Raw genomic sequence first — 13,099 nt, forward strand, 5'->3', positions numbered from 1 at the left:
ACGTTCGGGTTTCAATCGTCTCCGGCGCCGCGGCTACGGCGCCTGCAAACCTATACCGGCTTGCCGGTTTGGAACAGAGGCCGGCTGATCAAATCCTCGACCAAATAGGCGCAATTTCGGCGAGACTTAAACCCCAATAGCGCCGCTGCTTGTTTTCTGCGCATGAACGCCGGCCCGCGCACTCTCCTGAACCATGAATTGAGCCCTTGCAAGTTCCGCAAAACGGCCGCCTTTCGCCACCAGTTCATCGAAAGTTCCGCTTTCGATCACGCGTCCGCCGTCGAACACCAGGATGCGCGTGGCGTTGCGGATGGTGGAGAGCCGGTGAGCGATCACGAACGTCGTGCGTCCCTTCATCACTTCGTCCAGCGCTGCGTTGACCCTGGCTTCGGTGACGGCATCGAGCGCGCTGGTCGCCTCGTCGAGGATCAGGATTGGCGGATCCTTCAAGAGCGCCCGCGCGATCGACAGTCGCTGCCGCTCGCCGCCCGATAGCATGCGCCCGCGCTCGCCGGCATTGGTTTCGAATCCCTGCTCGCTGCGTTCGATGAATTCCAGCGCCTGCGCGCGAGCCGCCGCGGTCCGCATCTCCTCATCGGTGGCGTCCGGCTTGCCGACGCGCAGATTGTCGGCGATCGAACGATTGAACAGCAGGGCCTCCTGAAACACCACGCCGATATTCCGCCGCAGCGCCGTCAACGTCAGGCCGCGAACGTCCATGCCGTCGATCTTGATGATGCCCGACTGCGGATCGAACGCGCGATGCAGCAAGGCGATCGCGGTCGATTTGCCGGCGCCGGTCGGGCCGACCAGAGCAATGGTCTGGCCGGGCAGCGCGGTGAAGGACAGGTCTTCGACCGCCGGGCGCTTGCCGTCATAAGAAAACGAGACGTCGTTGAATTCGACCAGGCCGGAGAGCCGCCCGGTATCGATCGCATCGGGCCGGTCGCGCACCGCGGGCACGGCGTCCAGCACGTTGAAGAATTCCTGCAGCCGCGGCGCCTCCATGAATACGCTATTGATGAAGCTGACGACCTGTTCGAGTTTCTGGATCAGCATGGTGGCGAAGCTCACGAACATCACGATTTCGCCGATGGTGGTGAGTCCCCGTTCGTGCAGCGCGATGCCGACGGCAAAGATCGCCAGCACCGTGATGGTGGTCGACGCGCGGGTGATGACCGTGACCAGCGCCCACCACGACAGTACCGGCATCTGCACCGCCAATAGCCTATCGGCGACGAAGCGCAGTCCCTGCACTTCGGCCTGGATACGCACAAAACTTTGCACCAGCGCCACATTGCCGAGCGCGTCGGAGGCGCGCGCGGAGAGGTCGCTGTAATGCGCCTCGACCTCGTTCTGCATGCCGTAGGTCTTGCGCACCACCAGCGTGGTCAGCACCGTGAACACCACGCACAGGACGAACAGCAGGATCGCGAGCCGCCAGTTCAAGTAAAACGCCAGCGGCAGCAACACCACCAGCGACATGATCGCTGCGAAATGCTCGCGGAAAAATCCGAGCCACAGCCGCCACAACGAATCGGTGCCGTTCAGCATCACCTTCATCAGGCGGCCGGAATGGGTGCCGGTATGAAAGGTCAGCGGCAATTGCATGATGTGCTCGAAATAATTCGTCAGCACCGCCTGGCGCTGGCGATGCGCCAGCCGATCGGCGTGCAGCGCGACCGCGGCGCTACACCCGATGGTGAACAGGCCGAACGCCGCCCAGGCCGCCAGCAGCGGCCAGGCCGGCGACCATCCATGCGGATCGGTGGACGGCTTATTGGAGAGCACATCGACGATGCGGCCGAACAGCACCGGTTCGGCGAATTGCGCGCCGGCCAGCAGCAGATTGGCGGCGGCGAGTATCCAGCCGAGTCGCGCCTCTTTGCCGAGTAGCTCAAGGACGCGCGCATAAAGCCGAAGCAGGGACATGCTGTTACGGACTCAAAACAGGGGAGGAAGATTCGACCTGTATTCTAATCAGGGATCGTTGGGGAGATACAGCGTCCGCTGACGTTTTGCTCAATTGATCAGGCGGCCGTCCCGTGGAGGCAGGAACGAATCGTCGAAAATATCGGCCGCGAACGGCCGTTTCTGAAACTTGAAATCCTCAGCGATTTGATCGATCGAGCGGTCGAAGCGAGCGGGATCGATGCCGCCAAGGCCGTTGCGCTGCACTTCGCCGGTGACGATGTTGTCGCGAATCAAGGTGCGCAGGCGCTCCAGCTCGAGGTCGCGCGATCCGTCGTCCATCCGCTTGACGACCTCATCCACGGCTCGCCCGGGGTCCTTGATCGCTAGATGCGTGCCGGCGATCACCGCGCGCAGGAAGCCTTTCACCGCCTCGGGCTTGGTGGCCGCGAAGGACGGATTGACGATCACCGCGAATCCGTAGGCCTCGCAGCCATAATCCGCGTATCGAAGCACCGCGAGGTCATTTGCCGGAATGCCGCGATCTCTCAAGTTGACCGCCGATAGATATGAAAATCCGGTCACGGCATCAACCTGACCGGCCGACAGGATCGGTTCGCGCACAGCGGCGCTGATGGTGTTCTGCTTCACGCTCGCGATCTTGATACCATTTTGCCGCGCCAGCGCCGGCCATAACCGAATCGAAAGGTCGCCCTCGGCGACGCCGAGAGTTTTGCCTTGAATATCGGAGAGCGCGTGGATGCCCCGGCTTTTGCGGGCAACGATCGCATAGGGTGATTGGTTGAATAGCACGAACACCGCTTTGACGGGCGGCACGCCTGACTTGTCGCGAAAACGGATCAGCTCGTTGATATCGACCAGCGCGAAATCGCTGTCACCGGCGGCGATGCGCGCGATCGCGTCCTTTGATCCGCTGGCGACATTGCTCGTAACCGCGAGACCCTCGGCGCTAAAGAAACCGGCGACCGAGGCCAGCACGAAGGGGGCCACGCTCGCATCGATCGGGCGATCGGAGGAAAATTGGACCGCGATCGGTTGCCGAATCTCGCCCGCGGCCCGGACCTCTCCCGCGCCAAGGCAGGCAAATCCGAGCAGGCTTATCAGCGAAGCCAAAATGCAGCGGAGACCAATTGTCAGACTTGCGTGCATTGGGTTACGCCGGGACCGGACCGCAGTTGCCGCGCCGGGTATGTCTGTTTGATGACAGCCGAAGCGGCGGTGACGCGCATTCTGTCGGATGAATTCTGAACGGTCGATGAGCGCCATGGTTTCGCCACCTATCGTTCAGCCTGCATTCGGATTCGGGAACCTAAGATGCACCCGGTGGTTAGCTACAGGAGGGGCCTGCGAGGCCAGGCTGCCACGGAGGACATCGAGATGTTCACGCGAAGAAGTGTGTTTTCGGCCCATGGCCGCGTCGCGGTAATGGCGACGATTGCGGCGGTGGCGCTGACGGCGGTCGAGCCATCGCCGGCTAGGGCCGAATCCGCCCCGTCAGGCAAAGGCCTGTCGGCGGCGGCAACCAGCGATGCCACGGACTTCAGCGCCCGCCGCAGGTACTACCGGGGCGGCGGCGGCGGTGCCGCTGCAGCCGCCGCTTTTGCCGGCATTGTCGGCACGGGCCTTGCGATCGCTGCGACCCAGAACCGCCGGGCCTATTATGACGACTATTATGGTTATTACGGCGGCGGACCGGCTTACTACGGCGGAGGTCCGTATTATTATGGCGGCGGACCGGCTTATTACGGCGGATATGGCTATCGGTCGGGCGTGCCTCGTTTCCACGGCCATCCGATCGCCGGCTGGTGACCGCAACCTTCCGGACCGAATTAATTCGTCGGTCACCGTGGCCGACGAATTTCTTCCTGGCGAGCCGGCCGTTAACACGCTGGCCACGGGTTTCGACTAGTTTCAGGCGATGAGTGATTCGCTCGACCGGCTTTACCAGGCGGTACTCGCGGCCAAGGATCTCGATCCGGCAATTTCGCGAACCGCACGGCTATTTCAGCGCGGGCCGGCCAAAATGGCCAAGAAACTGGCCGAGGAAGCCATCGAGGTCGTGATCGACGCGGTCAATGGCAATTCCGACGCCGTGATCCGCGAAAGCGCCGATCTGCTCTATAATCTGACCGTTTTGTGGGCGTCTGCAGGGGTGCGGCCGGAGGACGTGTGGCGGGAAATGGAGCGGCGCGAGGATCTGCTCGGAATCGCCGAGAAGCTGCCGAAATCCACCATCAAAATGTCCAGGGTTTCGCCGCCTCGGATCGCGCGGCGACCAATTGTCGCGCTCGAAGGCCGCAGCCTGCGCAAGCGGCACTAGCGGCTCCTTAATTCCTCAATCGTTGGCATAGACAAATCCTCCGCATGGTGGTTCATCGCGCCATGCTCAGACGGATTTATGATTGGTGTATTGACGCCGCGCACAAGCCATACGCGCTGTGGATCATGGGAGTGGTGTCGTTCGCGGAAAGCTCGTTCTTTCCGGTGCCACCGGATGTGATGCTGGTGCCGATGGCGCTGGCGCGTCCGGAGCGGGCGTGGCTGTACGCCTCGGTCTGCACGGCGACGTCAGTGCTGGGCGGCATTGTAGGCTACGCCATCGGCGCGCTGCTCTACGATTCCGTCGGACATTGGCTGATCGAATTGTATGGCTACGGCGACAAGGTCGAAGCCTTCCGCGCCGGCTACGCGGAATATGGCGCGTGGATCATTCTGCTGAAGGGGTTGACGCCGATCCCCTACAAGCTCGTCACCATCACCTCGGGATTCGCCAATTACAATATCTGGCTGTTCATAGTCCTGTCGGTGATTGCGCGTGGCGGGCGCTTCTTCGTGGTCGCGATACTGCTCAACCGTTACGGCGACTGGATCCGGGTGAGGATCGAGAAACATCTGGGGCTATGGGTGGCGCTGGGAGCCGGCGTGCTTGTGCTGGGTTTTGTCGTCGCATTTCGAATGTTCTGAAAGCTGAAGCCGTGAAGCGCTTTGCCCCTTCGCGGCTTCAGGTTACCCTCGACATCATGCTTGATCGGCCCGGCGACCTCATCGCGCAGTCCAGCATGCACTTCGCGACCGCGACCGCGACGATGTTGATGTTGATGATGGCCGCAGGCGCCGCGTGGCCGCAAGCGGCGCCGCCGCCATCCTCTCTCGGCGCTCAAACGCCGGCCGGGCAAGCAACACCTCAACAAGGCGAACCTGCATCGTCATCCCCGCCGGCGCGCGAAGAGAATCCCGGCCTGCTCAACGAAATGGGAAAGTTGTTCGAGAAATCTTTGTCGATCCTTCCGAGCCTGAAAAGCCCAAGTGAGGCCGTCGACGATTTCAACGCTCGCGCGAAAGCTGCGGGCGATGCCGTGTCGCGCCTGGCCAAGCCATCCTCCATGGTGGCAGGGCGCACGATATGTCCCGTCTCAACCAACGGCGCGCCGGACTGCAAGGTCGGCGCCGATAAGCTTTGCCAGGCCAAAGGCTTCAAAGAGGGAAAAAGCCTGAACACGGATTCCACGGAAACCTGTTCGGCGAAAGTGTTGATCCCCGGCCGAGCCCGAAAGCCGGACGATTGCCGGACTGACAATTACGTCACGAGTGCGCTGTGCCAGTAGCGCCCACCCGGCCGATGCACGGATAGCGTGTCGTTAACGCGATTGCTTTCTTGGTATGATGTCTGGCATCTTTAAATCAGTGCATCGCGCTTCTCCCAATAAACAAAGAGGATTTGCCGAATGTCCATGCCTGCCTTGTTCAAGGGCCGTTTGTCGATTCCCGCGATCGGTGCGCCGCTGTTCATCATTTCCGTGCCTGAGCTCGTGATCGCCCAGTGCAAGGCCGGTATCGTCGGATCGTTCCCGGCGCTGAACGCGCGCCCTCCCGCGCTGCTCGACGAGTGGCTGGTGCGGATCAAGGAGGAGCTCGCGGCGCACGACAGGGCGCATCCCGACCGGCCGTCGGCGCCGTTCGCGGTCAATCAGATTGTGCATCGATCGAACAACCGGCTCGAACAGGACCTCGCGGTTTGCGAGAAGCACAAAGTGCCTGTCATCATCACCTCGCTCGGCGCGCGCGAAGAACTCAATCAGGCCGCGCACAGCTGGGGCGGCATTGTTTTTCACGACGTGATCAACCAGAAATTTGCGCACAAGGCGATCGAGAAGGGCGCGGACGGCTTGATATTGGTATCCGCCGGTGCGGGCGGCCATGCCGGCGAGATATCGCCCTTCGCATTCGTGGCGGAGACCCGGCAATGGTTCGATGGGCCGATCGCGCTGTCGGGTGCGATCGCCAACGGCCGCGCGATCCGCGCGGTGCGGATGCTCGGCGCCGACTTCGCCTATATCGGCTCCGCGTTCATCGCCACCACGGAAGCCAATGCGGTGGAGGGCTATAAGCAGATGATCACCAGTTCGACCGCCGAAGATATCGTCTATTCGAATCTATTTACCGGCGTGCACGGCAATTACCTCAAGCCTTCGATCGTGGCTGCGGGCATGGATCCCGACAATCTACCGGAGTCCGATGTGTCGAAGATGAGCTTCGGTACCGATGCGTCGGGCGAGCGCGCCAAGCCGAAAGCCTGGAAAGAAATCTGGGGTAGCGGTCAGGGCGTCGGCAGCGTCGGCAAAATTTTGCCCGCCGCCGAGTTGATTGCGCGGTTCAAAAAAGAATACGACCAAGCTGTCGATCCGCCGCTGTGATGCGGAGCATCAAGCGAACGCCTGCGCGCAGGCGATGACCTCGATGCTTATTCAAGTTCGATTGGCTGGAACCGCCCGTTTTCATCCAGTGCCGTTCCCCATATTTTGTGCGAAGCCTGATGTTCGGCGCGGCCAAAACTGAGAGGGGTTCCAAGCCCCAGGTCGAGATTGCGCATGCTCTCCAGGTTGTCGATGAGCTTTTCGGTCTCGAGTTGCGGTCCAGCACGTTTAAGAGCCTGGATCAGGACGTTCGCCGAAACGTAGCCTTCAAGCGACACGTAATCAGGCGCCTCTCCGGGAAAATATTTGGCAAGGGCATTCTTGTATTCGAGAACCACACTCGAATAGCCGGAAACCGCCGGGACCACTTGCGTGACGATTACGCCGGTGGCATAGCGCGCTCCCAATAGCATCAACTCATCGGCAAGGGCGGTGCTGCCCACGAACGACACGTTGGTGTAAATCATCCCAGGATAGAGGTCGCGGGTCTTCTCGATGAACTTCGCGGCGGCCCGATAAGTCGACACCATGACCACCGCCTTGATCGGCGCCTTCTGTGCTTTCAATTGATTGACCGCTTCCTCCACATTCACGGTGTTTCGCTTGTAGTTGAGACGCAGAATCGCGCTGTCACTGGCGCCGAGCGCACGAAATGCCTTCGCGACACCGGCGAATCCCGAATCGCCGTATGCATCCTGCTGGGCGAAAACGGCGATCTGCCTGGGTTGCAGCCGCCGCATTTTTACCAGGTAGCGCACCGCGGCGTCGGTTTCCTCCGCGTAGCTCGCACGATAGTTGAATACATAGCGATCGGGAGGGTCATGGCGGAGCACGTTTGCGCCCGTGAAGGCGCCGAAGAACAACAGCTTTCGCTCGAGTGCGTATGGCAACGCAACGACCGCGGTGGGGGTTCCTACATTTCCAATGATGCCGAATACCTGGTCTTTCTCGTACAGCTGTTTCATGGCCTCGGCGGTTCGCGTCGGTTCATAACCGTCATCAGCCGCGATGAGCCGGAGCATCCGGCCATCGACGCCCCCAGCGTCGTTGACCCGGTTGAAAGCGGTATCGATCCCGAGCTTCATCTGGCGCCCCAGCTCCCTTGCAGCGCCGGAAAAGGGTGCCGCGATTCCGAACCGGATTTCTCGATCGCTTACGCCGCGGGTCGAGGTGCTGACGGCTGGTGCTGTGGGGGCGGTGGCAGCGGCGGCGGAAGACGGTGCAATTGCAGCGGCCAAACTTGGCGCGGCGATCGACCGTTCGAGATCAGCGAGCTGGCGGTCTGCTAGTCTGCAATCAATCCTTCCTGTTGTCACAGCGCCACGGCCCTCCGCGACACTGCGATCGAGCAGCTGTGTAAGGTCGTCACGTTCGGCCTCGTTGGACGAGGCTTCCTTGATTACAGCCGCGAATTTGTCGACGATAACCCGAATGCGAGGCCGCGCGATGTCCCCGCAGGCCAACGCTGAACCAACGATCGGTCCGACGCGGCCTGCAAGGTCGCGTACAACATCCGTCCTGTTACCAGGCGCAGCGCCTGCAGCGCTTGCAAGCAAGACACTAAATAGAAACGTCATCCAACGAGGAGTCATCGCAGACTCCGCACCAAGGACGTGTTGGACTCATGACTAGGCAGCGTCGTCGCTTCACCGCGCGTTTGATTGATCGGTTCCACTATTGAGGTGCTCCGGTTGAGCCAGGTTTTTGGCGCCATTGCATAAATTGTTGAAGCAGCGTTTCTGACTGCTCGTGCGTAATGGCCGGCGGGCTGCTCCGGGTTGACGCCAGGATTGTCTGAAACTCGGAAAGAGCGGGTTTCGAGTCGTCGTCTCTCCGAGATGGCTGATAGAGAGCGGTTCTTATCGATTGTAATATCCCGGAGAAGGATGAAGCACCGCCCTCCGGTTGCCGGGCATAATCTCGCGCAGCAGGGACCATGATGACGAAGAACAGCGCCACCAGGGCTGAAACGCCGACGGCTGCTGCGAAGCGACCACCGACGTTAATTAACGCCGTTCGCCGATCCAGTTCACGCACAAACCCCGGAGGTTCGTAAATGACCTCAGGGTCGAGCGGGCGCCGCAGAGCCTCGGGAACCGCTTCCTCACGCAAACCGTCGAAGGGAGATGAAGAGGAAACGGGCCCTCTGGGGCGCTCGGAATTTGTTTCGCTCGAAGGGGATAATCGAAACGCCGCCCTTTCCCGCAACCAGCGCGGCGCATAATACATAGGATCGTTGGGATTGAGATCGCCCTGCTCATTGTAGGTACTCATACACAAATCCTCATAATAATTGGCTGTTGGCGACCGGTCGCACGGAAAAATCCGTCAACCGATCCGAACGAATGCAAATTTGGTCGGAAAAATTTGAATCACATCGCCGGATGCCAAAGGCGCACCGTGCGTCGCAATTCGCGTCAGCCAGCGAGATACAATCTCGAAACCGCACCACCCCCTGCCTGGTCTTCTTGGAAATTGTCCGCCGTGGCAGCGGAAACAACTCCAGCTCTCGGCCGCGAGATCACCGGGATGTGATGGAACCCGGCCAAGACATTATTAAGTCCGAACCTCGACCAAATCAGGGCTAGTTTTTGTCGATCAACATCGTCGGTGCGATGTTTGATGCCTAGCCCCATCGCTGTGCACCGGGCTATGACGGGCTATTTCCGCAACGCAGTGCCGGCCACTAACTCGACAAAATAATCTCAGGGTTTCGAATTGCCGTATCGCAATGTCGAAGCCTGAGCGCACAAAATCTTCATTCAAGGAGATCCAACCGGCCGTTGCGCAGCCAAATAGCGTCTTGCGTTAATCAACCGTTAACCCAGACCGCCGATCTTTAACTATTCAATAAGAAAGGTGAGTCGACCACAATGGACGCATCTGCGGCGCCAACACGTCAGCTGGTTCGAATGCGGGGCCGCTCTTACGTTGCGTTTGTATTTAGCCCCGTCGTTCCGATCGCAGGCTGGCTTGAAGAAATAGACGAAATGCTCTCCCGGTCGCCCGGCTTTTTTGTCGGCAAGCCGGTGGTGCTGGATCTGTCTGCGGTGGACCTGAGCCAATCCGGTATCGGACACCTCGTCGCAAGCCTTGAACAACGAGATATTCGCGTCCTTGGCATCGAGGGTGTGGACGCCGCTCACCTCACCACGAGCATGCCGCCTTTGCTGACGGGCGGACGCCCTTGTGTGCTCGCGCAGGTTGAGCCGCAAAAGAAGGCTGAAGCCAAATCAACACCAAAACCAGCGTCTCTGCTGCTCGACAGCCCGGTGCGCTCCGGTCAATCGGTCTTTTTTGCTGAAGGCGATGTGACCGTGCTGGGTTCGGTCGGTTCCGGTGCCGAGATTGTCGCCGGGGGGTCTATCCACGTCTACGGAACGCTCCGCGGCCGTGCGATGGCGGGCGTCAACGGCAATGCAGCCGCGCGGATTTTTTGTCAGAAAATCGAGGCCGAGCTCCTGGCAATCGACGGCTACTACCAGACTGCTGAAGACATCAGCGACGGCCTACGCAATCGGCCCGCTCAGGCGTGGCTCGACGGCAATATCATGAAAATTACACCACTGAATTAATCGGCAAAGGAGGTAAGGAAATGGCCAAAGTCTTGGTGGTGACGTCCGGAAAAGGGGGCGTTGGAAAGACCACTTCCACAGCCGCGCTCGGCGCGGCGCTCGCGCAGATGGGCGAAAAAGTGGTTGTCATCGACTTCGACGTCGGCCTGCGCAACCTCGATCTGGTCATGGGGGCGGAACGACGGGTTGTGTTCGACCTCATCAACGTGGTGCAGGGCGTTGCAAAGCTCTCGCAAGCTCTCATTCGCGACAAGCGGTTGGAGAATTTGTGGCTGCTTCCCGCATCCCAGACCAGGGACAAGGATGCCCTGACGGACGAGGGTGTCGGAAAAATTATCGCCGATCTGCGGACCAATTTTGACTGGATCCTTTGCGACAGCCCGGCGGGCATCGAGCGGGGCGCGACCCTTGCGATGCGCTATGCGGACGAGGCTGTCATCGTCACTAATCCCGAAGTCTCCTCGGTGCGCGACTCCGACCGCATCATTGGAATGCTCGACTCAAAGACCGTGAGGGCGGAGAGGGGCGAGCGGGTAGAGAAGCATGTGCTGATCACCCGATATGACTCGGCGCGCGCAGCACGGGGGGAAATGCTCAGCATCGAGGATATCCTTGAAATCCTTGCGACGCCGCTGCTCGGCATCATTCCTGAGAGCCAGGACGTTCTGCGGGCGTCGAACGTCGGATCACCGGTCACTCTGAACAACGCCGACAGCGCCCCGGCCCGCGCCTACATGGACGCGGTGCGTCGTCTGATGGGTGAAACTGTCACCATGATGGTGCCGCCGGTCGAACGCAAAAGCTTCATGAACCGGTTACTACGACGGAGGGCTGCATGATGAATCTGCTGCGGCTGATAGGTGGCCGTGCTGCTTCCGCGCCTGTTGCACGGGAACGGTTGCAGATACTTTTGGCGCATGAACGCGGCTTGCGCGGCCAGCCTGAATTGTTGGGACTGCTGCGGGCAGAGATTCTTGCCGTGGTCTCAAAGCATGTCGTGCTTGATCCGGAAAAAGTCATCGTCAGGATGGAGCGGGGCAAACATGTATCGACGCTTGAAGTCGATATTGAAGTGCCCAACGGCTTTGAAAGATCGCTCGCGGCTGCGGTTTGATGGACGTCATCTAACGGATGGACGGCAATCGCGTCGTCACGAGTCCCGATGCCGCCGGACCATGGGATGCCCCTATGCAGCACGGCTCGGGCGCGTCCGATCAGAATTGCGCGCGTAACGATCGACCGGATGCGTCCGGGTGCGTCGCGAAGAGGCGCGCGAGAAAAACGCCCCGCGCGCTGGCGCGATATCTGGAGCGCGGGGCATTCACCTCTGGTGTGACCGAGGTGCTTTCGGTCGATCAGCTCGTGGCGCACGCGTTGCGGAGTACCGCGCCGCCGACGTCCGCATCCGATGGCTCGGTCCGGTTCGCGGCCACACTTGGTTGGGTCGGATCTCGCCAGAGGCGACGGCGCGCAATCGCGGCCGGCGGTTCCTGCCTTAACGCGCCATTAACCAATCCCGCCCCAAAAATCATCCTCAAAGGCCGTTCACCGCTGCCGGGGCGGTCGCGCCAGAAACTGCCGCTCGAAGGGGATGCGAGATGGATTTCGAGACACTCCATGCAAAAACGCCAGATGCAAAAACGCCAGCAACCCTCGATGAGATCAGGGTGCGGGTCGCCTATGCGCTCGAGCGGCATCCGCTGTGCCGGAACGTGGAATTCGACATCGTCAGCACGCCGCGCAGCAGAAAGGGCGGCAACTGGACCATCAGCCTGCGGTCGGTCGCGCCGGATGCGCTCTGGGAAGCGTCCGATATCGTTGCCGATATCCAGGAGGCCTACGATCTCTCCGTGGCCGCCTGATTTTCGTATCCCTAGTCTAGACTAGCGGCCGGTCCTGCTTTCAAATTCGCCGATGCCGCAAGGGCGGCACGGTTAGGCCACAATTACCGCCCAGTTGTTGGCAAACTGATCGTGGGCCGTCGACGGGAACGGGGAGAGCTGCTTGACGCGAACCACTACCATCATCGCGCTGCTGTGTTTGCTGGTCGTCGGCGCGGCCGCCACCAGCATTCTCAGCCGTGACAGCGTGCCGGCGGCACCGCTGGAGGAGGCTTCCCCGGTCGACAAGCCCCCTGTCGCAAACCGGGAAAGCAAGAAAGACAGGCTGGCGTTCGCTACCGCTGCGCTGGCCTCGTTCGAACCGCCGCAAACCGCTGCTCCGGCCGCGCCGATGTGGCAGGCCTTCGCATCCACCGCCCCGGCCGACATCGAGGGGCCGAAGCTGACAGCCCCGACGGCGATGCCGGCAGCACCGTTGGCGCCGCAGAAGCCCAGGCTTGCCAGTAAGCCGCAGCCGCAAAAATCCTACGCGCTGCTCAGCGACGCGCAGATCGCCGGCATCAAGGAGCGCCTCAAGCTTTCTTCCGCGCAGGAATCCTACTGGCCGGCGGTGGAAAACGCGCTGCGCGCGGTGGCCCGCAAGATTCACGCTACCCGCAATGCCGATCCGAACGCCACTGGCGTCCCAATCGATCCCGAAGCCGAGGAAGTCCAGCAGCTGAAATCGGCCGCGATGCCGCTGTTGTTCCAATTGCGCGAAGATCAAAAGCAGGAAGTCCGCAAGCTTGCCCGCATTATCGGGTTGGAGAAGGTGGCGTCGCTGATTTGAGCGAGGCCGCAAGGGCGCTCAAGTCGGACATCGCGCGAGGTCCGAAAAGTGCCGATAGTGCTGCAAAACCCCAAACGCCGTCCGACTGATTTTCCGCAACTAGCCGAATTCGCCTGTGAGTTCGTCGTAGGATGACGTGGTCCCCCACATGATCATTCGATCGCCGCGCCTACAGGCCGGAAAACGTGTGTTCAGTGACGCAAAAAGACTTTTGCAACACTGTCGGCC

The 13,099-nt window shown here is 60.8% G+C and carries 14 protein-coding genes and 1 pseudogene; 11 read left to right on the forward strand and 4 right to left on the reverse strand.

Features of this window, described 5'->3' with window-relative positions; genetic code table 11:
• Positions 1 to 126: 126 nt before the first annotated feature.
• Together N554_RS0122570 and N554_RS0122575 are read right to left on the reverse strand one after the other, a co-directional pair.
• Positions 127 to 1,932, reverse strand: coding sequence for a glucan ABC transporter ATP-binding protein/ permease (locus N554_RS0122570; protein WP_029585556.1), 1,806 nt, complete (start codon positions 1,930 to 1,932; stop codon positions 127 to 129).
• A 90-nt stretch (positions 1,933 to 2,022) separates the two neighbouring features.
• Positions 2,023 to 3,081: an ABC transporter substrate-binding protein gene (locus N554_RS0122575; RefSeq protein ID WP_029585557.1), complete on the reverse strand. Its 1,059-nt coding sequence runs from the start codon at positions 3,079 to 3,081 to the stop codon at positions 2,023 to 2,025.
• 228 nt (positions 3,082 to 3,309) lie between these two features.
• On the opposite strand from N554_RS0122575, the gene N554_RS0122580 reads away from it, so the two are divergent.
• The 5 genes from N554_RS0122580 to N554_RS0122600 all read left to right on the forward strand — a co-directional run bounded on the left by N554_RS0122580 (position 3,310) and on the right by N554_RS0122600 (position 6,626).
• A complete protein-coding gene (locus N554_RS0122580) occupies positions 3,310 to 3,741 on the forward strand; it encodes a hypothetical protein (protein ID WP_029585558.1) in 432 nt (143 codons plus the stop codon).
• 109 nt (positions 3,742 to 3,850) lie between these two features.
• A complete protein-coding gene (gene hisE / locus N554_RS0122585; RefSeq protein WP_029585560.1) occupies positions 3,851 to 4,252 on the forward strand; it encodes a phosphoribosyl-ATP diphosphatase in 402 nt (133 codons plus the stop codon).
• Positions 4,253 to 4,296: 44 nt separating this feature from the next.
• The gene (locus tag N554_RS0122590; protein WP_029585561.1) at positions 4,297 to 4,896 is read left to right on the forward strand and encodes a YqaA family protein; all 600 of its coding nucleotides are present in this window, start codon (positions 4,297 to 4,299) and stop codon (positions 4,894 to 4,896) included.
• 95 nt (positions 4,897 to 4,991) lie between these two features.
• Positions 4,992 to 5,537: a hypothetical protein gene (locus N554_RS0122595; RefSeq protein WP_371259513.1), complete on the forward strand. Its 546-nt coding sequence runs from the start codon at positions 4,992 to 4,994 to the stop codon at positions 5,535 to 5,537.
• A gap of 120 nt (positions 5,538 to 5,657) precedes the next feature.
• Positions 5,658 to 6,626, forward strand: a complete 969-nt coding sequence (locus N554_RS0122600) for an NAD(P)H-dependent flavin oxidoreductase (RefSeq protein ID WP_029585563.1) — start codon at positions 5,658 to 5,660, stop codon at positions 6,624 to 6,626.
• Between the two features lie 47 nt (positions 6,627 to 6,673).
• Here the strand turns inward: N554_RS0122600 and N554_RS0122605 are convergent, their stop codons facing one another.
• Together N554_RS0122605 and N554_RS42170 are read right to left on the reverse strand one after the other, a co-directional pair.
• The gene (locus N554_RS0122605) at positions 6,674 to 8,218 is read right to left on the reverse strand and encodes an ABC transporter substrate-binding protein (protein WP_081851365.1); all 1,545 of its coding nucleotides are present in this window, start codon (positions 8,216 to 8,218) and stop codon (positions 6,674 to 6,676) included.
• A gap of 82 nt (positions 8,219 to 8,300) precedes the next feature.
• Positions 8,301 to 8,900 carry a hypothetical protein gene (locus N554_RS42170; RefSeq protein ID WP_245283679.1) on the reverse strand — a complete coding sequence of 200 codons (600 nt, stop codon included), beginning with the start codon at positions 8,898 to 8,900 and terminating at the stop codon, positions 8,301 to 8,303.
• A gap of 599 nt (positions 8,901 to 9,499) precedes the next feature.
• Between N554_RS42170 and minC the strand changes: the two genes are divergently transcribed.
• From minC to N554_RS0122635, 6 genes and pseudogenes are all read left to right on the forward strand, one after another.
• The gene (gene minC, locus N554_RS0122615) at positions 9,500 to 10,201 is read left to right on the forward strand and encodes a septum site-determining protein MinC (protein ID WP_029585567.1); all 702 of its coding nucleotides are present in this window, start codon (positions 9,500 to 9,502) and stop codon (positions 10,199 to 10,201) included.
• A 20-nt stretch (positions 10,202 to 10,221) separates the two neighbouring features.
• Positions 10,222 to 11,040, forward strand: coding sequence for a septum site-determining protein MinD (gene minD / locus N554_RS0122620; RefSeq protein WP_029585568.1), 819 nt, complete (start codon positions 10,222 to 10,224; stop codon positions 11,038 to 11,040).
• Positions 11,040 to 11,315, forward strand: a complete 276-nt coding sequence (minE, locus tag N554_RS0122625) for a cell division topological specificity factor MinE (RefSeq protein ID WP_029585569.1) — start codon at positions 11,040 to 11,042, stop codon at positions 11,313 to 11,315. The genes minD and minE overlap by 1 nt, the downstream gene beginning before the upstream one ends.
• Positions 11,316 to 11,332: 17 nt before the next feature.
• Positions 11,333 to 11,453, forward strand: a pseudogene (locus N554_RS42175) (thioesterase family protein); the annotation flags it as partial.
• A 346-nt stretch (positions 11,454 to 11,799) separates the two neighbouring features.
• Positions 11,800 to 12,063, forward strand: a complete 264-nt coding sequence (locus N554_RS0122630) for a hypothetical protein (protein ID WP_029585570.1) — start codon at positions 11,800 to 11,802, stop codon at positions 12,061 to 12,063.
• A gap of 142 nt (positions 12,064 to 12,205) precedes the next feature.
• A complete protein-coding gene (locus N554_RS0122635; RefSeq protein ID WP_029585571.1) occupies positions 12,206 to 12,871 on the forward strand; it encodes a hypothetical protein in 666 nt (221 codons plus the stop codon).
• The last annotated feature ends 228 nt before the right edge of the window (positions 12,872 to 13,099 follow it).

Source organism: Bradyrhizobium sp. URHD0069 (genome assembly GCF_000701345.1).
Taxonomy (GTDB): domain Bacteria; phylum Pseudomonadota; class Alphaproteobacteria; order Rhizobiales; family Xanthobacteraceae; genus Bradyrhizobium.

Bases quoted from the DNA above. Each gene is read 5' to 3' on its own strand.
- N554_RS0122570 (WP_029585556.1), bottom strand. From the start codon at position 1,932: ATGTCCCTGCTTCGGCTTTATGCGCGCGTCCTTGAGCTACTCGGCAAA.
- N554_RS0122575 (WP_029585557.1), bottom strand. From the start codon at position 3,081: ATGCACGCAAGTCTGACAATTGGTCTCCGCTGCATTTTGGCTTCGCTG.
- N554_RS0122580 (WP_029585558.1), top strand. From the start codon at position 3,310: ATGTTCACGCGAAGAAGTGTGTTTTCGGCCCATGGCCGCGTCGCGGTA.
- hisE (WP_029585560.1), top strand. From the start codon at position 3,851: ATGAGTGATTCGCTCGACCGGCTTTACCAGGCGGTACTCGCGGCCAAG.
- N554_RS0122590 (WP_029585561.1), top strand. From the start codon at position 4,297: ATGGTGGTTCATCGCGCCATGCTCAGACGGATTTATGATTGGTGTATT.
- N554_RS0122595 (WP_371259513.1), top strand. From the start codon at position 4,992: ATGCACTTCGCGACCGCGACCGCGACGATGTTGATGTTGATGATGGCC.
- N554_RS0122600 (WP_029585563.1), top strand. From the start codon at position 5,658: ATGTCCATGCCTGCCTTGTTCAAGGGCCGTTTGTCGATTCCCGCGATC.
- N554_RS0122605 (WP_081851365.1), bottom strand. From the start codon at position 8,218: ATGACTCCTCGTTGGATGACGTTTCTATTTAGTGTCTTGCTTGCAAGC.
- N554_RS42170 (WP_245283679.1), bottom strand. From the start codon at position 8,900: ATGAGTACCTACAATGAGCAGGGCGATCTCAATCCCAACGATCCTATG.
- minC (WP_029585567.1), top strand. From the start codon at position 9,500: ATGGACGCATCTGCGGCGCCAACACGTCAGCTGGTTCGAATGCGGGGC.
- minD (WP_029585568.1), top strand. From the start codon at position 10,222: ATGGCCAAAGTCTTGGTGGTGACGTCCGGAAAAGGGGGCGTTGGAAAG.
- minE (WP_029585569.1), top strand. From the start codon at position 11,040: ATGAATCTGCTGCGGCTGATAGGTGGCCGTGCTGCTTCCGCGCCTGTT.
- N554_RS0122630 (WP_029585570.1), top strand. From the start codon at position 11,800: ATGGATTTCGAGACACTCCATGCAAAAACGCCAGATGCAAAAACGCCA.